This window comes from Magnetospirillum sp. XM-1, assembly GCF_001511835.1.
Classification (GTDB): Bacteria; Pseudomonadota; Alphaproteobacteria; order Rhodospirillales; family Magnetospirillaceae; genus Phaeospirillum.
On record NZ_LN997848.1, the window covers coordinates 1,538,492 to 1,557,420 of the forward strand.

The window sequence follows — 18,929 nt, forward strand, 5'->3', positions numbered from 1 at the left end:
CGGATTTCGTTCCGCCGCCAAGCACCGTTCGGCCAAGCGAATGCCATCCCCGGAAAGGGGGCGGCGCCGCCGGGAAGGGTGAGCCGTCCCCGGTCAGGGACGGCTCATCTTGCCTTAGGTGTTGGTGTTCGAACCGCTGATTGCCCAGAAGTAGGCGTTCTGCTGGTCGGTGTTGAGGGAACTGATGGCTGCGCCCTGGATCGCATTGGCCTGGGTGGTGGTCAGGGCGTAGATGTCGGTGGTCTCGAGGCCGACGATCTGCGTGGTGGTCAGGCCGTCGATCTGGGTCGTGGTCAAGCTGTTCGCCTGGGTGGTGGTCAACGCAGCGATGTTGGCCGAGGTCAGGGCGTTCAGCTGGGTAACGGTCAAGGCCTTGATATCGGTGGTTTCGAAGGCCGCCGTCACCGTGCTGGTCAGTGCGCCCAGTTGGGTGACCGTCAGGCCGCCGATCTGGGTGGTGGTCAGACCCGCCACATTGGTGGTGGTGAGCGCGTTGAACGCGGTGGTGCTGAGCGCGCCGACCCCGGTCGAGGCCAGAGCCCCGATCTTGGCGGCGGTCAAACCCGTCGCCTGGGTATCGGTCAGGGCACCAACCTGGGTGACCGACAGGGCGGCCATATCGGTGGTCTCCAGCGCGTTCAGCTGGGTGGTGGTCAGACCCGTCACCTGCGTGGTGGAGAGGCCGCCCACCTGGGTGGTGGACAGCGCCACGACCTGGGTGGTGGTCAGCGAGTTGAGGCTGCTGGTGGACAGGGCCCCGATCTCGGTGGTGGTCAGCACCGCCAGGTTGGTGGTGGTGATCGCCGCCGCCTGGGTGGTGGAGAGGCCGCCGATCTGGGTCGCGGTCAGCGACGCGAGGTCGGTGGTTTCCATGGCGTTCAGCTGGGTGGTGGTGATGCCGGCCACCTGGGCGGTGGTCAGGCTCTGCACCTGGGTCACCGACAGGGCCACCAGATCCGTGGTCTCCAGCGCGTTCAGCTGGGTGGTGCTGAGGCCGGCCACCTGGGTGGTGGTCAGGCTCTGCACCTGGGTGGTGGTCAGGGCCACGACGCCGGTGGTGGTCAGCGCGTTCAGCGTGGTGGTCGAGAGAGCCGCCAGATCGGTGGTCTCGATGTTCACCAGCTGGGTGGTGGTCAGACCCGCCGCCTGGGTGGTGGTCAGCGCCGCCACCTGGGTGACCGACAGGCCGGCCAGGTCGGTGGTCTCCATGGCGTTCACCTGGGTGGTGGAGAGGCCCGCCACCTGGGTGGTGCTCAGGTTCGAGAACTGAGTGGTGGTGAGAGCCGCCACGTCGGTGGTCTCGAGGGCGTTCAGCTGGGTGGTGCTGAGACCGCTGACCTGGGTGGCGGTCAGGTTGACGACCTGGGTGCTGGTCAGCGCCGCCACACCGGTGGTGGTCAGAGCGTTGAGCGCCGAGGTGGTCAGTGCCGCCAGATCGGTGGTCCCGATATTGATCAGCTGAGTGGTGGTGATGCCGGTCGCCTGGGCCGCGGTCAGCGAGGCGGCCTGGGTCGAGCTCAGCGAGGCCACGCCGGTGGTCGACAGGGCGTTCACCGCGGTGGTGCTGAGGCCGGCGACCTGGGTGGTCGACAGAGCGGAGATCTGCGTGGTGTTCAGTCCGCCGGCGCCGGTGGTCGACAGAGCGTTCAGCTGGGTGACGCTCAGCGAGCCGACTTCAGTGGTGGACAGGCCGGACACCGAGGTGGTGGTCAGCGCGTTGACCTGGGTGGTGGTCACCGAAGCCAGCTGAGTGGTGGAGAGAGCCGCGATGTCGGTGGTTTCCATCGCGTTGACCTGGGTGGTCGAGAGACCGCCGACCTGGCCGACCGTCAGAGACTGGACCTGGGTGGTGGACAGGGCCGCCACGTCGGTGGTCTCGAGAGCGTTCAGCTGGGTGGTCGACAGGCCGCTCACCTGGGTGGTGGTCAGCGAGGAGACCTGGGTCGAGGTCAGGGCGACTACGCCGGTGGTGGTCAGCGAGTTCAGCTGGGTCGCCGAGAGCGCCGTAAGGTCGGTGGTCTCGATGTTGATCAGCTGGGTGGTGCTGATGCCGGCCACCTGGGTGGTGGTGACGTTCGCCACCTGGGTCGAGGACAGGCCCGCGATGCCGGTGGTGGACAGCGCGTTCAGGTTGGTGGTCGACAGGCCGGCCACCAGGGTGTTGGTCAGGCCGGACAGCTGGGTGGTGTTCAGCGCCGCCGCACCGGTGGTGGTGAGCGCGTTCAGCTGGGTGACCGAAAGCGCGCCGACCTCGGTGGCGGTGACGCCGGCCAGGGCGGTGGTGGTGAGGCCCGCCAGCTGGGTGGTGCTGATGTTCGCCACCTGGGTGGTGGAGAGCGCGGCCACGTCGGTGGTTTCCAGGGCGTTGACCGTGCTGGTGGTCAGGCCCGCCACCTGAGTGGTGGTCAGAGCGCGCACCTGGGTCGAGGTCAGGGCCGCCACGTCAGTGGTTTCCAGGGCGTTCAGCTGAGTGGTGCTGATACCCACGGTCTGGGTGGTGGTCAGCGACGAGACCTGGGTCGAGCTCAGAGCCGCGACGCCGGTGGTGGTCAGCGAGTTGATCTGCGTGGCGGACAGGGCCGTCACGTCGGTGGTCTCGATGTTCACCAGCTGGGTGGTGGACAGGCCGGCCACCTGGGTGGTGGTCAGGTTGGAGACCTGGGTCGAGGTCAGGCCCGCCACGTTGGTGGTGGACAGCGCGTTCAGCTGGGTGGTGGTGATGCCGGACACCGTGGCGGTCGAGATGCCGGCCACCTGGGTGGTGGTCAGGGCCGCCAGCGTGGTGGTGGTGAGCGAGTTGACCTGGTTGGCGGACAGCGCACCGGCCTCGGTCGCGGTGATGCCGGACAGAGCGGTGGTGGTCAGGCCGGCCACCTGGGTGGTGGTGATGCCCGACACCTGGGTGGTGGTCAGGGCCGCGATGTCGGTGGTCTCCATCGCGTTGACCTGGGTGGTGGTCAGACCGCCGACCTGGGTGGTGGTCAGCGACTGCACCTGAGTGGTGGAGAGCGCGGCCAGATCCGTGGTCTCGAGGGCATTCAGCTGGGTGGTGCTGACGCCGGAGACCTGGGCGGTGGTGAGCGACGAGACCTGGGTCGAGGTCAGGGCCACAACGCTGGTGGTGTTGAGCGCGTTGAGATGGGCGGCCGAGAGCTGCACCAGGTCGGTGGTCTCGATGTTCACCAGCTGGGTGGTGGACAGGCCGGCCACCTGGGTGGTGGTCAGGTTGGAGACCTGGGTCGAGGTCAGGCCCGCCACGCCGGTGGTGGACAGCGCGTTCAGTTCGGTGGTGCTGAGGCCGGACACCGTGGTGGTGCTGAGGCCGGTCAGCTGGGTGGTGTTCAGCGCGGCCGCGCCGGTGGTGGTCAGGGAGTTGACCTGGGTGGAGGTCAGCGCCCCGGCCTCGGTCGCGGTGATGCCGGACAGGGCGGTGGTGGTCAGGCCGGCCACCTGGGTGGTGGTGATGCCCGACACCTGGGTGGTGGTCAGGGCCGCGATGTCGGTGGTCTCCATCGCGTTGACTTGGGTGGTGGTGATGCCGGCCAGCTGGGTGGTGGTCAGCGAACGCACCTGGGTGGTGGTCAGCGCGGCCACGTCCGTGGTCTCAAGGGCGTTCAGCTGGGTGGTGCTGATGCCGGGGACCTGGGCGGTGGTCAGCGAGGACACCTGGGTGGAGGTCAGGGCCGCCACGCCGGTGGTGGTCAGTGCGTTGGCCTGGGTGGCCGAGATCGCCGCGATGTCGGTGGTCTCGATGTTCGCCACCTGGGTGGTGGACAGGCCGGCCACCTGGGTGGTGGTCAGCGCGGCCACCTGGCTCGAGGCCAGGCCGGCGACGCTGGTGGTCGACAGGGCATTCAGCTCGGTGGTGGACAGGCCGGCCACGACGGTGGTGGACAGGCCGGACACCTGGGTGGTGGTGAGCGCCGCCGAGTTGGTGGTGGTCAGCGTGTTGACCTGGGTGGTGGTCAGCTCGGCGATGCCGGTGGCGGTCAGGCCGGACAGCGTGGTGGTGGTCAGCGCCGCGATCTGGGTGGTGTTCACCGACCCGATCTGGGTGGTGGTCAGCGCCGCCACGTCCGTGGTCTCCAGCGCGTTGACCTGGGTGGTCTTCAGGCCGTCGATCTGGGTGGTGGTCAGCGAGCGGACCTGAGTGGTGGTCAGCGCGGCCACGTCCGTGGTCTCGAGCGCGTTCAGCTGGGTGGTGCTGATGTTCGAAACCTGGGCGGTGGTCAGCGAGGACACCTGGTTGGCGGTCAGGGCCGCCACGCCGGTGGTGGTCAGCGAGTTCAGCGCGGTTGCCGAGATGGCCGAGATGTCGGTGGTCTCGATGTTCACCAGCTGGGTGGTGCTGATGCCCGCCGACTGGGTCGAGGTCAGCGCGGCAAGCTGGGTCGAGCTCAGGCCGGCGATGGCGGTGGTGGTCAGGGCGTTGACCAGGGTGGTGGTCAGGCCGGCCAGGTTGGTCGCGGTCAGGCCGTCCAACTGGGAGGTGGTCAGAGCAGCGGCGTTGGTGGTGGTCAGCGCGTTGATCTGGGTGGTGGACAGAGCGTTCACCTCGACGGAGGTGATGCCCGACAGGGCCGTGGTGTTCAGGCCACCGGTCTGGGTGCTGGTGATGCCCGACACCTGGGTGGTGGTCAGGGCGGCGATGTCGGTGGTCTCCATCGCGTTGACCTGGGTGGTGGTCAGTCCGCCCACCTGGGTGGTGGTCAGCGAGCGCACCTGGGTAGTGGTCAGGGCCGCGAGGTCGGTGGTCTCCAGCGCGTTCAGCGTGGTGGTGGACAGGGCCGCCGCCTGGGTGACGGTCAGGCTGATGGCCTGGGTGGTCGACAGCGCCGCCACGTTGGTGGTGGTCAGGCCGTTGAGGGCCGTGGCGGTCAGCGCCGTGACCTCGGTGGTGGTCAGGTTGGTCAGCTGGGTGGTGGACAGGCCGGCCGACTGGGTCGAGGTCAGCGCGCCCACCTGGGCGGTGGTCAGGCTGGAGATGCCCGTGGTCGACAGGGCGTTGATCAGCGTGGTGGTCAGGCCGGCCACGTTGGTCGCGGTCAGGCCGTCCAGCTGGGTGGCGGTCAGGGCAGCGGCGTTAGTGGTGGTCAGCGCGTTGATCTGAGTGGTGGTCAGCGCGTTCACCTCGGTGGAGGTGATGCCCGACAGCGTGGTGGTGGTCAGCGCGCCGGTCTGGGTGCTGGTGATGCCCGACACCTGGGTGGTGGTCAGGGCCGCGATGTCGGTGGTCTCCATCGCGTTGACCTGGGTGGTGGTCAGGCCGCCCACCTGGGTGGTGGTCAGCGAGCGCACCTGAGTGGTCGTCAGCGCGGCGACGTCCGTGCTCTCCAGGGCGTTCAGCGTGGTGGTGCTGATGGTGCTGACCTGGCCGGTGGTCAGGCTGCTGACCTGGGTCGAGGTCAGGGCCGCGATGCCGGTGGTGGTCAGCGCGTTGACCTGGGTGGCGGTCAGCGAGGCCGCCTGGGTGGTGGTCAGGTTGACCAGCTGGGTGGTGGAGATGCCGGCCAGCTGGGTGGTGGAGATGCCGTCCAGCTGGGTGACGGTCAGGGCCGCCACGTCGGTGGTCTCGAGCGCGTTGACCTGGGTGGTGGTCAGGCCGCCGATCTGGGTGGTGGTCAGCGAACGCACCTGGGTGGTGCTCAGCGCCGCCACGTCGGTGGTCTCGAGAGCGTTCAGCTGGGTGGTGGACAGGCCCGAGACCTGGGTGGCCGACAGGTTCGGCACCTGGGTCGAGGTCAGGGCGGCCACGCCGGTGGTGGTCAGCGAGTTCAGCGACGTCGCCGACAGGGCGGCGATATCGGTGGTCTCGATGTTCACCAGCTGGGTGGTGGAGATGCCGGCGGTCTGGGTCGAGGTCAGCGCGCCGACCTGCGTGGAGGTCAGGCTGGCAACGCCGGTGGTGGTCAGGGCGTTCAGGTTGGTGGTGGACAGGCCCGCGACCTGGGTGGTGGTCAGGCCGTCCAGCTGGGTGGCGTTCAGGGCCGCCGCGCTGGTGGTGGTCAGCGCGTTGACCTGGGTCACCGACAGGGTGGCGACCTCGATGGAGGTGACGCCGGACAGGGTGGTGGTGTTCAGGCCGGCCACCTGGGTGGTGGTCAGGTTGGAGACCTGGGTGGTGGTCAGGGCCGCCACGTCGGTGGTTTCCATCGCGTTGACCTGGGTAGTGGTCAGCGACGAGACCTGGGTGGTGGTCAGCGAGCGCACCTGAGTGGTGTTCAGGGCGGCGACGTCGGTGGTTTCCAGCGCGTTCAGCTGGGTGGTGCTGAGGCCGGACACCTGGGTGGTGGTCAGCGAGTCGACCTGGGTGCTGGTGAGCGCCGCCACGTTGGTGGTGGTCAGGACGTTGAGCACCGTGGCGGTCAGGGCGCGCAAATCGGTGGTTTCGAGGTTGGCGACCTGGGTGCTGGTCAGCGCCGCCGCCTGGGTGGTGGACATGCCGGCCACCTGGGTGGCGGTCAGGCTGGCCAGGCCGGTGGTCGACAGGGCGTTCAGCGTGGTGCTGGTCAGTCCGCCGAACTGGGTGGCGGTCAGGCCGTCCAACTGGCCGGTGGACAGGGCGGCGGCCGACGTGGTGGTCAGCGCGTTCAGCTGGGTGGTGGACAGGCTGCCCACCTGGGCCGAGGTGACGCCGGACAGGGTGGTGGTGCTCAGGCCGGTGGCCTGGGTGGTGGTCAGGTTGGCCACCTGGGTGTTGGTCAGGGCGGCGACGTCGGTGGTCTCCATCGCGTTGACCTGGGTGGTGGTCAGCGACGACACCTGGGTGGTGGTCAGCGCCCGAACCTGGGTGGTGTTCAGGGCGGCGACGTCGGTGGTCTCCAGCGCGTTCAGCTGGGTGGTGTTGAGGCCCGACACCTGGGCGGAGGTCAGCGAGTCGACCTGGGTGCTGGTCAGCGCGGCCACACCGGTGGTGGTCAGCGAGTTCAGCGAGGTGGCCGAGATGGCGCGGACCTCGGAGGTGGTCAGGTTGACCAGCTGGGTGGTGGTGATGCCGGCCGTCTGGGTGGTGGTCAGGTTGGCGACCTGGGTGCCGGTCAGGCTGGACAGAGTCGTGGTGTTCAGCGCGTTCAGGCTGGTGGTGGTCAGGTTGGCCACCTGGGTGGCGGTCAGGCCATCCGCCTGGGTCGCGTTGATCGCGGCGGAGCCGGTGGTGGTCAGCGCGTTCAGCTGGGTGGTGGACAGGCTGCCCAGCTGGGCCGAGGTGACGCCCGACAGCGCGGTGGTGGTCAGGCCGGTGGCCTGGGTGGTGGTCAGGTTGGTCAGCTGGGTATTGGTCAGCGCGGCGACGTCGGTGGTCTCGAGCGCGTTCACCTGGGTGGTGTTCAGGGCCGAGATCTGGCCGGCGGTCAGACTCCGGACCTGGGTGGTGTTCAGCGCGGCGACGTCGGTGGTCTCGAGCGCGTTCAGCTGGGTGGTGCTGAGGCCGGACACCTGGGCGGAGGTCAGGCCATCCACCTGGGTGGTCGACAGGGCGGCCACGTTGGTGGTGGAGAGCGAGTTCAGCGCGGTGACCGACAGGGCACGCAGATCGGTGGTCTCGATGGCGCCGAGAGCCGTGCTGGTCAGGCCGCCGGACTGGGTGCTGGTCAGGGCCGAGACCTGGGTCTGGCTCAGGCCGGCCAGGGTGGTGGTGGCCAGGGCGTTCAGGCTGGTGGTGGTCAGGCCGGCCACGGTGGACGACGCGACACCCGACAGCTGGGTGGTCGACAGGGTCGCCGCGCCGGTGGTGGTCAGCGCGTTCAGCTGGGTGGTGGACAGCGCCGACATTTCTGTCGAGGTCAGGCTGCCGATGCCGGTGGTGGTCAGGCCGGTGGCCTGGGTGGTGGTCAGGTTGCTGACCTGGGTGGTGGTCAGCGCCGCCAGATCGGTGGTCTCGATGGCGTTCAGGTTGGTGGTGGTCAGGCCGGCGATCTGGCCGGTGGTCAGGGCCCGGACCTGGGTAGTCGACAGGGCCGCGACGTCGGTGGTCTCGAGCGCATTCAGGGTGGTGGTGTTGAGGCCGCTCACCTGGGTGGTGGAGAAGTTGCTCACCTGCGTGCTGGTCAGCGCCGCCAGGCTGGTGGTCGACAGCGAGTTCAGCTGGGTGGCCGTCAGGGTGTTGATCACCGCCGAATTCAGGGCGACAGCCGCCGTGGTGGTCAGGCCGCCGGTCTGGGTGGTGGTCAGGCCGCGCAGCTGGGTGCCGGTCAGGCTGGACAGCGCGGTGGTGGTCAGCTGGTTCAGGTTGGTGGTCGACAGGCCGCCGACCTGGCCCGAACTCAGGGCTTCCACCTGGGTGGTGGTCAGCAGCACCACGTTGGTGGTGGTGAGCGAGTTCAGGTTGGTGGCGGAGAGCGAGCCCACCTGGGCCGAGCTCAGTTCGCTGACGAAGGTGGTGGACAGCGACGCCACCTGGGTGGTGTTGACGCCGGTGACCTGCACCGAGGTCAGGGCGGCCAGGTCAGTGGTTTCCAGCGCGTTGAAGTGCGTGGTGTTCAGGCCGCCGACCTGGGCCGAGGTCAGCGAGCGGACCTGGGTGGTGGACAGCGCGACCACATCGGTGGTGTCGAGCGCGTTCAGCACGGTCGAGGTCAGGCCGGACACCTGAGCGGTGGCCAGGGCCGCGACCTGGGTGCTGGTCAGCGCCGCCACGTTGGTGGTGGACAGGGCGTTCAGCGCCGTGGTGGTCAGCGAGGTGAGCTCGGTCGTCTCGATGTTGACCAACTGGGTGGTGCTGATGCCGGCACTCTGGGTGCTGGTCAGCGCGCGCAGCTGGGTCGCCGTCAGATTGGCGACCGCGGTGGTGGTCAGCGCGTTCAGGTTGGTGGTCGACAGGCCGGAGACCTGGGTGGTGGTCAGGCTGGACACCTGAGTGCTGCTCAGCGAGGCCGAGGCGGTGGTGGTCAGCGCGTTGATCTGCGCCGTGCTCAGGGCGCGCAGGTCGACGGTGGTGAGCTGGGCAGCCGAGGTCGAGTTGAGGGCGCCCAACTGGGTGGTGGACAGGGCCGCCGCCTGGGTGGCGGTCAGGACGCCGACGTCGGTGGTTTCCAGCGCGTTGACCAAGGTGGTGGTCAGGGCGCCGACCTGGGTGGTGGTCAGCGAGCGCACCTGGGTGACGGTCAGGGCCGCGGCGTCGGTGGTTTCCAGGCCGTTCAGGTTGGTGGTGCTGAGGTTCGACACCTGGGTGGCGGTCAGCGCGCTCACCTGGGTGGTGGTGAGCGCCGCCACGTTGGTGGTGGTCAGCGCGTTGACCTGAGAGGTGGCCAGGGCCGACAGGCCGGTGGTGGCCAGCGCCGACGCGGCGGTGGTGGACAGCGCCGCCGCCTGGGTGGTGGTCAGACTCCGAGTCTGGGTGGCGTTAAGGGTTGCCAGACTGGTGGTCGACAGGGCGTTCAGGTTGGAGGTGGACAGGCCGGCCACCTGGCCGGTGGTCAGGGCGCCCACCTGGGTGCTGGTCAGGGCCGCCGCGTCGGTGGTGGTCAGCGCGTTCAGCTGCGTGACGTTCAGCGCCTTGATCTCGGTGGCGGTCAGCGCCGAGGCGTTGGTGGTCGACAGGCCGGAAACCTGGGTGGTGGTCAGGCCGGCGATCTGGCTGGCCGACAGCGCCGCGATGTCCGAAGTTTCCAGCGCGTTCAGCACCGTGGTGGTCAGACCGGCCACCTGGGTGGCGGTCAGGCCCTTCAGCTGGGCGCTGGTCAGGGCGGCGACGCCGGTGGTGTCGAGCGCGTTCAGCGTGGTGGTGCCGAAGCCGGCCAGCTGCGTGGCGCTCAGCGTGGTCTGCTGGGTGGTGGACAGCTCGGCGATATTGGTGGTCGACAGCGCGTTGAACACGGCCGAGCTGAGAGCGCCCAGCTCCGTGGTGGTCAGCGACCCCGCCTGGGTGGAGGTCAGGCCGCCGACCTGGGTGGTGGTCAGGCTCTTGGCCTGGGTGGCGGTCAGGCCGGCGACGCCGGTGGTCGACAGCGCATTGAGGCTGGTGGTGCTGAGGTTGCTCACCTGGGTGGCGGTCAGAGCCGACACCTGGGTGGTGGACAGCTGGCCGGCGCCGGTGGTGGTCAGCGCGTTCAGCTGGGCGGTGGACAGCGCCTTCGCCTGGGTGGCCGACAGGCCCGAGATCTGGGTGGTGGACAGGCCGCCGACCTGGGTGGTGGACAGGCCATTGATCTGCGAGGCGTTGAGCGCCGCAAGATCGGTGGTTTCCAGCGCGTTCAGCTGGGTGGTGCTGAGGTTGGTGACCTGGGTGGCGCTCAGGCCCTTCAGCTGTCGGCTGGACAGGGCGGCGACGTCGGTGGTCTCCAGCGCGTTCAGCTGGGTGCTGCTCAGGCCGGACACCTGGGTGGCGGTCAGCGAGGCCGCCTGGGTCGTCGACAGGCCGGCGACGTTGGTGGTGGTGAGCGAATTCAGGGTGGTGGCGGTCAGGCCGGACAGGTCTGTGGTTTCCAGCGCGCCGAGGGCGGCGGCGCTCAGGCCGGCCACCTGGGTGGTGGACAGATTCCGGGCCTGGGTCACGGAAAGGCCCGCGATGGTCGTGGTCGACAGGGCGTTCAGGTTGGTGGTGCTGAGGCCGGACACCTGGGTCGCGTTCAGCTGGCCGACCTGGGTGGTGGTCAGGGCCGCCGCGCCGGTGGTGGTCAGCGCGTTCAACTGGGCGGTGGACAGCGCCTTGGCTTCGGTGGCCGTCAGGCTGCCGACGGCGGTGGTGGTCAGCGCCGCCACCTGGGTGGTGGACAGGCCGCCGACCTGGGTGGCGTTCAGCGCCGCCAGATCGGTGGTTTCAAGCGCGTTCACCTGAGTGGTGGTCAGGCCGCCGACCTGGGTGGCGGTCAGGTTGCGGAACTGGGTGCTGGTCAGGGCGGCCAGATCGGTGGTTTCAATCGCGTTGAGCGTCGTGGTGCTGAGGCCGCCGACCTGGGTGGCGGTCAGGACGGCCTGCTGCGTGGTGGACAGCGCGGCCACGTTGGTGGTCGACAGCGCGTTGATCACGGTGGCGGAGAGAGCCCCCACTTCCGTGGTGCTGAGCGATTGCACCTGGGTGGTGGTCAGACCGCCCAGCTGGGTGGTGGTCAGACCCTTGGCCTGGGTGGCGGTCAGCTCGGCCACGGTGGTGGTGGTGAGCGAGTTCAGGTTGGTGGTCGACAGGCCCGACACCTGGGTGGCGGTCAGGGCCCGCAACTGGGTGGTGGACAGCTCGGCCGCGTTGGTGGTGGTCAGCGCGTTCAGCTGGGTGGCGGTCAAAGCCTTGGCTTCGGTCGCCGTCAGGTTGGTGAACTGGGTGGTGGTCAGCGCGGCCACCTGGGTGGTGGTCAATCCGCTGATCTGGGTGGCGGTCAGCCCGGCCAGGTCAGAGGTTTCCAGCGCATTCAACTGGGTGGTGCTGAGGCGACCGACCTGGGTGGCGGTCAGGCCCTTCAACTGGGCGGTGTTCAGGGCGGCGACGTCGGTGGTTTCCAGCGCGTTCAGCTGGGTGCTGCTCAGGCCGCCGATCTGGGTGGCGTTCAGCGCCGACACCTGGGTGGTGGACAGGGCGGCGACGCCGGTGGTGGTCAGCGCGTTCAGCTGGGTCGCCGTCAGGGTGGCCAGCTCGGTGGTTTCCACGCCGCTCAGCTGGGTGGTGGTCAGCGCGCCCACTTGGGTGGTGGTCAGGGTCTTGGCCTGGGTGGCGGTCAGGCCGCCGATGCCGGTGGTCGACAGCGCGTTCAGGTTGGTGGTGCTGAGCGCCGCCACCTGGGTGGTGTTAAGCCCGGCCACCTGGGTGGTGGACAATTGGCCGGCATTGGTGGTGGTCAGCGCGTTCAGCTGCACCGTGGTCAGGGCGCGCAGCTCGGTGACCGTCAACGACGAGGCGTTGGTGGTGGACAGCGCGGAGATCTGGGTGGTGGACAGCGCATTGATCTGGGCAGCGTTCAGCGCCGCGATGTCGGTGGTTTCGAACGCGTTCAGCTGGGTGGTGCTCAGCCCGGAAATCTGGGTGGCGTTCAGCGCACGGACCTGGGTCACGGACAGCGCGCCCACATTGGCGCCGGCCAGGGCGTTCAGCGTGGTGGTGTTCAGGCCGGAAACCTGCGCCGCGGTCAGGGCGCTGGACTGGGACGTGGTCAGCTCGCCCACATTGGTGGTGGTCAGCGCGTTCAGCGCCGTCACCTTCAGATTGGCGACGTCGGTGGTCTCCAGGGCGCCCAGCGTGGTGGTGTTCAGGCCGCCCACCTGGGTGGAGGTCAGGCTTCCGACCTGGGCGATGCTCAGGCCGGCGACGCTGGTGGTCGATAGGGCGTTCAGGGCCGAGGTCGACAGGCTGCCGACCTGCGAGGTCTGAAGGGCGCCGACCTGGGTGGTGGACAGCTCGGCCGCCGCGGTGGTGGACAGATTGGCCAGCTGGGTGCCGCTCAGCGCCTTGATCTCGGTGGCGGTGAGGCTGCCCGCCAGGGTCGAGCTCAAATTGGCCAGCTGGGTGGTGGTCAGCTGGGCGACCTGCGCGGTGCTCAGGCCGGCGAAGTCGGTGGTCTCGAGCGCATTGACCTGGGTGGTGGTCAGGCCCTGCAGCTGGGTGCCCGTCAGGGCGCGCACCTGCGTCAGGCTCAGCCCGGCGATGCTGGTGGTCTTGAGCGCGTTCAGCGTGGTGGTGTTCAGGCTGCCCAGCTGAAGGGTGCCCACCGAACTCAGCTGAGACGTGGTCAGCGTGTTCAGCGCGGTGGTGCTCAGGGAGTTGATCACCGCGGCGGAGAGCGCCCCGGTCTGGGTCGAGCTCAACGACGACACCTGGGTCGAGGTCAGCGAGGCCGACTGGGTGGTGGTCAGGCCGCGCAGCTGCAGCGTGTTCAGCGCCGCCAGGGCGGTCGAGGACAGCTGTCCCAGATTGGTGGTGTTGAATCCGGCCAGCAGGGCGGAATTGAGGCCGCCCACCTGGGTCGCGGTCAGCTGGCCGACATTGGTGGTCGACAGGGCGTTGAGCAGGGTGACGCTCAGCGCGCCGATCTCGGCGCTGGTCAGGGCGCCGAGCGAGGTGGTGGTCAGCGCCCCCGACTGGGTGGTGGTCAGGCTGCTCAGCGACGAGGTCGCCAGCGCCGCCAGATCGGTGGATTCCAGGGCGTTCAGGTTGGTGGTGTTCAGCGAGCCGACCTGGGTCGAGGTCAGACTCTGGGCCTGGGTGGTGGTCAGGGCCGCCAGATTGGTGGTGTTCAGCGCGTTCAACGCGGCGCTCGACAGCCGCGCGACCTGGGTCGCGCTGAGGCCGGAGACCTGCGAGGAGGACAGGCTGGCAAATTGGGTGGTGGACAGGCCGCCGATCTGGGTAGCGGTCAGGGCATTGAGTTCGGTGGTCGACAGCGCAGCCGTCTTGGTGGTCGACAGGCCGGACAGCTGGGTGGTGGAAAGACCGGCGACCTGGGCGCCGCTCAGGCTGGACAGGCCGGTGGTGGTGAGCGAGTTGAGGCTGGTGGTCGAGAGGGTGGCGACGTGCGAGGTCTTGAGTGCGGCGAGCTGGGTGGTGCTGAGGACGGCGACGTCGGTGGTTTCAAGCGAGCCGATGAGCGTGGTGCTGATCGAGGAGAGCTGGGTGGTGGTCAGGCCGGCGACGGCCGTGGACGACAGCGCCGCCATGTCCGACGTCGAGAAGACGCCGAGCTGGGTGGCGTTGAGCACCCCTAGCTGGGCCGCGTCGAACACGATCTGCGTGTTGTCGAATGCCGCGACCTGGGTCGAACTGAGCACACTCAGCTGAGATGTGCTGAGTGCGGCAATGTCGGTGGTTTCCAGTGCCTGGATCTGGGTGACGGTGAGCTGCGTGAGCTGCGTCGAAGCCAGAGCCGCGATGTCTGTGGTGTTCCAGCCCGCGACTGTCGTAGTCGACAACCCCGGAATCGCTGTTGCAGCGAGGAATGTGACTGAAGAAACCACGGCTACCCCCTTTCTGGAGATTTATGCGCCGCTTCGGACGCCCGCTCGCAAAAAATATATTGGCACTCAGGTTAATTAACTACCAAAACGCAGGCCCGTAAGCAATGAATTTATCCGGGCTCGAGTCGAGCAATCCCATTGGAATCTCCCGGTTTCTGCCGACGGCGCAATAAGACACGATACTTTTTGCATAGCGCCCGCGAGGCCCGAAATTGGGTATGTCGGGTCAAGCCTGTAGGGCGCGCATCTTCTCGATTTTCAACTGACCATCGGTCTCGCGGCTGTAGTTCTCGTCCATCCTGGCGCCGGGATAGGCTTTCATGTTCGATGTCCGGCCCAGCGTATGCAACGGCGCGCCCTCGATCTCGGCGCAGCCCGATTTCTGGCACGAATCCAGCGGCAGCGAGGCCATGTAGTCTTCCGTGTCCTGCATCTGCGCCGCCGTTTCGCCGGGCAGGCCGAAGGTGAACGTTCCGTGCAGCGTCATTCCCACCCGCTTGATCTCGAAGGCGACTTTGCGGGCTTCTTCCAGGTTCAGCTTCTTGTTGACGATATTGTCGACCACGTCCTGGTTGCCGCTCTCGAAGCCGATCTTGACGCCGAAGCAGCCGCTGTCCTTCATTTCCTGCCACATGCCGAAGCTGACGGTGTCGGCACGGCACATGGCCGACCACGGCACGTTCAGCTTGCGCATGACCTTGCACATCTTCTCGACGTGGCGATCACCCAGGTTGAAGGTGTCGTCGTCGAAGTAAATGGAGCGGAAGCCGTACTTCTGGACCAGCTCGGTCAGGAAGGCTTCCATGTAATCGGCCGAATACTGGCGCACGATGCGCTTGCCGCCGCCGTCCGGATCGTTGGAGGTCATGGTGGCGGGCCAGACGCAGAAGATGCACTTGTAGGGGCAGCCTCGGCTGGACAGCACCTGGGCCTGGGGGAATTGCTGGCCGTGCGGATTGGTGTCGCAATAGCGGTGCGCGATGATGTCGTCGAAATAGGGGAAGGGGGCCGAATTCATCTCGGCGACGCTCAGCAGGTCGAAATCCACCACGCCGTTGGCGCCGTTCAGCGCCTTGATGACCCCCTTCTCGTACTCGCCGCGCACGGTGGCCTGGATGTTGGGGGCCTCGTCCAGCAAGGCCTCGCCGTGGCTGGTGATGGGGCCGGTGACGATGAAGCGGGTGTGGGGCAGCCGCCGGGCGATCTCGGCGATCACCCCCTTGTCGTGGTCCCAGCTGGGTGAGGCGGATTCCATGACGATGTATTGGAAGCGCTCGGCTTCCAGATACTCATAGTATTTATCGTAGGATTCGCGCATGGCGATGGAATCGCGGAACGCCACCTGCGCTCCCGATTCCCTGGCGCACCAGGTGGCGGCGTGGCCCAGGAAGAACGGATAGGGCAGGTAGGAGCCGAACTGCCACTCGTCGGGGCCGTGGGGCAGATAGAAGGTGAAGGGCCAGCGCGAACCGGCCCGCACGCCGGCGCGGTGCACCAGGGCTTGGGCGCCGTTGGGCAGGGGGTAGAGGGCTTGGCCTTGCCACCACGGGGGATTGCTGAACAGGACCTTCATGGGTGCCGTCCTCCTTCAAGGGGCCGTTTGCCAGGACAGCAGGGTGTCCACCAGGCATTTGGCGCCGCGGGTCTCCCCCCATCGGATCGATGCCTGCCGGGCGAGGCCGGCCAGTCGGTCGTAGTCGTCGAGGGCGGCGACGATGGCGGCGAAAACACCGTCGGCTCCCTCTTCCCTGAATATTGTGCCGGGCTCTTCGAATTCACGGATCACCGAATGCATGGTGGTGCCCTCGGGAACCACCACCGGGATGGCGTTGGCCATGGCCTCGCTGACCACCGCGGAATAGGACGCGATGAAGCGGTTGCGGTTGTAGGGGCAGACGATCAGGTCGGACTGCTCCAGCAGGCTTGCCCACAGGGCGCTGTCGGCGGCCCGTTCGTCCAGCACCAGCCGGGAATCGGCCGCCGCCATGGCGCGCAGCTCTGCCTGCGGGGCGGTCATGCCCTGGGGCTCGCCGTTATGGACCAGGACCCGGACGTCGTCGCGCTCGGCCAGCAGGCGGGCGACGATGGCCGGCACCTTGTCGAAGCCCTTGTCCGGCCGCTGGTGCCCCAGGAAGGACACGGTCAGCGGCCGCGCCGCCCCCCGGCGGTCGAGGCGTTGGCAGATCGCCTGTTGCGGCAGCGGCAGCGTGCCGACGGGGAAATCCAGCAGCATCTGGTAAACGGACGAGGACTGGGCGTCGAAGGTGGCCAGCCGCAGCCATTTCCGGTCGGTCTCGGACAGGGTGCGGGCGGTGTAGCGGTACAGCACGGCGCGGGAATCGATCCGGGGGTCCATGGCGGCGAAGCGCAGGCCGTCGGGGGTTTCCGAAGCCAGAAGGCCGGGATCGGTGCCGAACTCCACGACCACCGTCGGGCGCTGGTCCTCGGGGCGCGACTGGGCCCAGCGGACCACTCCCATGAGCTGCGGCGGCTGCACCGAGTTGAAATAGAGCATGTGCTCGGGCCCGATGCCCTCGATGCGGTTCAGGTCGTCGGCCAGGCCCTGGGCGACGATCTGGAAATTGGTCAGCCAGCCGCACACCGGGTCCGTGTCGTAAAGCCCGTAGGTGTGGAAGCGGAACCACGGAACCGCCGCCAGCTCGTCGCGCAAGGCGGATTCCATCTCGGCGTGGCCGAACACCGCGCAGCCCATGTCGCGCCCGCGCACCTCGGCCGAAATATGGCGGGCCGAATTGGCGTGGTGGCCAAGGTTGTTCATCAGTCCGGTGTCGAAGTAGACCAGCATCATCCGGCCGTCCCGTTGCGCGGCAGCCGTTCCGCCATGGCGTCGTGGATCTCGGCCAGGATGCGTCGGATGTCGTAGGTGAAATTCCAGCCAGGGTAATCGGCCTTGAAGCGCTCGACGCTGCTGATCCACCAGATGTGGTCGCCGACGCGGTTGGTGTCGGAATAGGTCCAGTTCATGGGCCGCCCGGTCAGTTCCTCGCACAGGGCGATGGCTTCGAGCATGGAGCAGTTGGAGTGGCGCGAGCCCCCCATGTTGTAGACCGCCCCCGATTTCGGCGACTGGAAGACGTGCCAGAAGGCGTTGACCAGATCGGCGGAATGGATGTTGTCCCTGACCTGCTTGCCCTTGTAGCCGAGCACCGTATAGGGATCGCCGGTGACGGCGCATTTGACCAGATAGGACAGGAAGCCGTGCAGCTGCGCCCCCGAATGGCCCGGCCCGGTCAGGCAGCCGCCGCGGAAGCAGGCGGTCTTCATGCCGAAATAGCGGCCGTATTCCTGGACCAGAAGGTCGCCGGCCACCTTGGACACTCCGAACAGCGAGTGGGTGCAGGCGTCGATGGGCATGCTCTCGTCGATGCCGTGCTTCGCCCAGGGATGGGCGGGGTCCAGCTCCCAGCGGGTTTCCCGCTCCACCAGCGGCAGGGCGTTGGGCGTGTCGCCATAGACCTTGTTGGTGCTGCAATGGATGAAGCAGGCATCCGGGCAATGCTTGCGCACCGCTTCCAGCATCACCATGGTGCCGTTGGCGTTGACGGTGAAATCCACCTGCGGCTCCTGGGCCGCCCAGTCGTGGGACGGCTGGGCCGCGGTGTGGACCACCGCCTGGATGGCCTTGCCGTAGCGGGCGAAAATGGCGTCGATGGCGGCACAATCGCGGATGTCGGCCTCGCAATCCACATAGCCCTTGACGGTGCGGCGCAATTCGCCGCGCGCCCAGGCGGTGCTGGCCGTCTCGCCGAAGAAATAGCGGCGCATGTCGTTGTCGATACCGACCACGGTGAAGCCGCGGGCGCCGAAGAAGCGGGTCGCTTCGGCGCCGATCAGCCCTCCCGAACCGGTAATGATGACGACGCTCATGGTTCCTCCCGGCGGCTCAGGCGAACATCGGGGCCAGCATGGCCCGATGGTCCAGCAGCCAGGCGTGGATGTCGCCCAGCACGGTTTCGACGTCGCGCCGCGGCGTCCAGCCGCTGGCTTCGGTGATGGCGGCGTTGTCGGTGACGTAATAGGGGACGTCGGCGTCGCGGGTCTGGGGGGCCGAGCCCAGCGCCACCTCGCGCCCCGAGATGCGGCGGCAATGACCGGTCAGCTCGCGCAGCGAGACGGAGACGCCCGGGCCGCCGCCCACGTTGAAGACGCCCTGGGAAAAGCGCTCCATGTCGGCCATCTGCAGGCGCACGAGATCGTAGAGATCGTCCACGTGCAAGATGTCGCGCACCTGGCGGCCGTGGCCGCCGAAACCCATGTAGCCCAGCGGGCCGCCGAACACGTGCCGCGCCATCCACAACACGATGACGCCCTGGTCCACCTTGCCCATCTGCCAGGGGCCGGTCAGCACGCCGCAGCGGTTGATCACCGCCTTCAGGCCGTAAAGCGCCCGGTATTCCTCGATCAGCAGTTCCGAGGCCAGCTTGGTGGCGCCGTAGATGGAGCGGCTGCCCGACAGGGGGAAGTCGGCCGTGATGCCGGCTTCGGACCAGCCCGGTCCATGGGCGCCCGGCGGAATCACCAGCCGCTCGCCCCGTTCCTCGAGCGGAATGGCCCGCAGGCTGGCGATGGGATAGACCCGGCTGGTGGACAGGAACACCATGGCGGCCCCCGAGCGCCGCGCGTATTCCAGGCAGTTCACCGTGCCCAGCAGGTTGGTGTTGACCACATAGGCCGGGTTGCCGTCATAGCCGGCATGGACGCTGGGCTCGGCCGAGCATTCGATCACCAGGTCGGCGGGACCCAGGGCGGCCAGATCCTCGGCGCAGCGCACGTCGCCATGCTCGAACCCGACGCCGCCCTGGCGCAGGCGCGTCAAGGTCAGTTCGCTGCCGCGGCGCTTGAGATTGTCGAAGGCCACCACCTCGGCATCGCCCATGTCGCGCTTCAGCGCCATGGCGATATTCGAGCCGACGAACCCCGCTCCACCCGTTACGACTATTCTTGTCCGGTTCATGCTGGAGGCTCTGGAAACCGGCCGGTCATTCTTCCGGCCATCGTTGAAACTCGCCTTTATCGCCCGGGAATCCATAAGA

At 67.9% G+C, this 18,929-nt stretch carries 5 protein-coding genes; all 5 read right to left on the bottom strand.

Going from position 1 to position 18,929, the window contains the following annotated elements:
* Positions 1-114: 114 nt before the first annotated feature.
* The 5 genes from XM1_RS07315 to XM1_RS07335 all read right to left on the bottom strand — a co-directional run bounded on the left by XM1_RS07315 (position 115) and on the right by XM1_RS07335 (position 18,790).
* Complete coding sequence (locus XM1_RS07315) at positions 115-13,830, bottom strand: hypothetical protein (protein WP_156428663.1); 13,716 nt, start codon at positions 13,828-13,830, stop codon at positions 115-117.
* A gap of 271 nt (positions 13,831-14,101) precedes the next feature.
* Positions 14,102-15,448, bottom strand: coding sequence for a radical SAM protein (locus XM1_RS07320; RefSeq protein WP_068432026.1), 1,347 nt, complete (start codon positions 15,446-15,448; stop codon positions 14,102-14,104).
* 15 nt (positions 15,449-15,463) lie between these two features.
* Entirely contained in the window at positions 15,464-16,684 is a 1,221-nt protein-coding gene (locus XM1_RS07325; protein ID WP_231920718.1) for a glycosyltransferase, read from the bottom strand.
* Positions 16,681-17,763, bottom strand: a complete 1,083-nt coding sequence (locus XM1_RS07330) for an NAD-dependent epimerase/dehydratase family protein (RefSeq protein ID WP_068432029.1) — start codon at positions 17,761-17,763, stop codon at positions 16,681-16,683. Before XM1_RS07330 ends, XM1_RS07325 begins: the two co-directional genes overlap by 4 nt.
* Positions 17,764-17,779: 16 nt before the next feature.
* On the bottom strand, positions 17,780-18,790 hold the full coding sequence (locus tag XM1_RS07335) for an NAD-dependent epimerase/dehydratase family protein (protein WP_231920719.1): 1,011 nt from the start codon (positions 18,788-18,790) through the stop codon (positions 17,780-17,782).
* Between the last annotated feature and the right edge of the window lie 139 nt (positions 18,791-18,929).

What these genes read in the sequence shown, in the direction of transcription:
- XM1_RS07330 (WP_068432029.1), bottom strand. Translation starts at nt 17,763, where the DNA reads ATGAGCGTCGTCATCATTACCGGTTCGGGAGGGCTGATCGGCGCCGAA.
- XM1_RS07335 (WP_231920719.1), bottom strand. Translation starts at nt 18,790, where the DNA reads ATGGCGCTGAAGCGCGACATGGGCGATGCCGAGGTGGTGGCCTTCGAC.
- XM1_RS07325 (WP_231920718.1), bottom strand. Translation starts at nt 16,684, where the DNA reads ATGATGCTGGTCTACTTCGACACCGGACTGATGAACAACCTTGGCCAC.
- XM1_RS07320 (WP_068432026.1), bottom strand. Translation starts at nt 15,448, where the DNA reads ATGAAGGTCCTGTTCAGCAATCCCCCGTGGTGGCAAGGCCAAGCCCTC.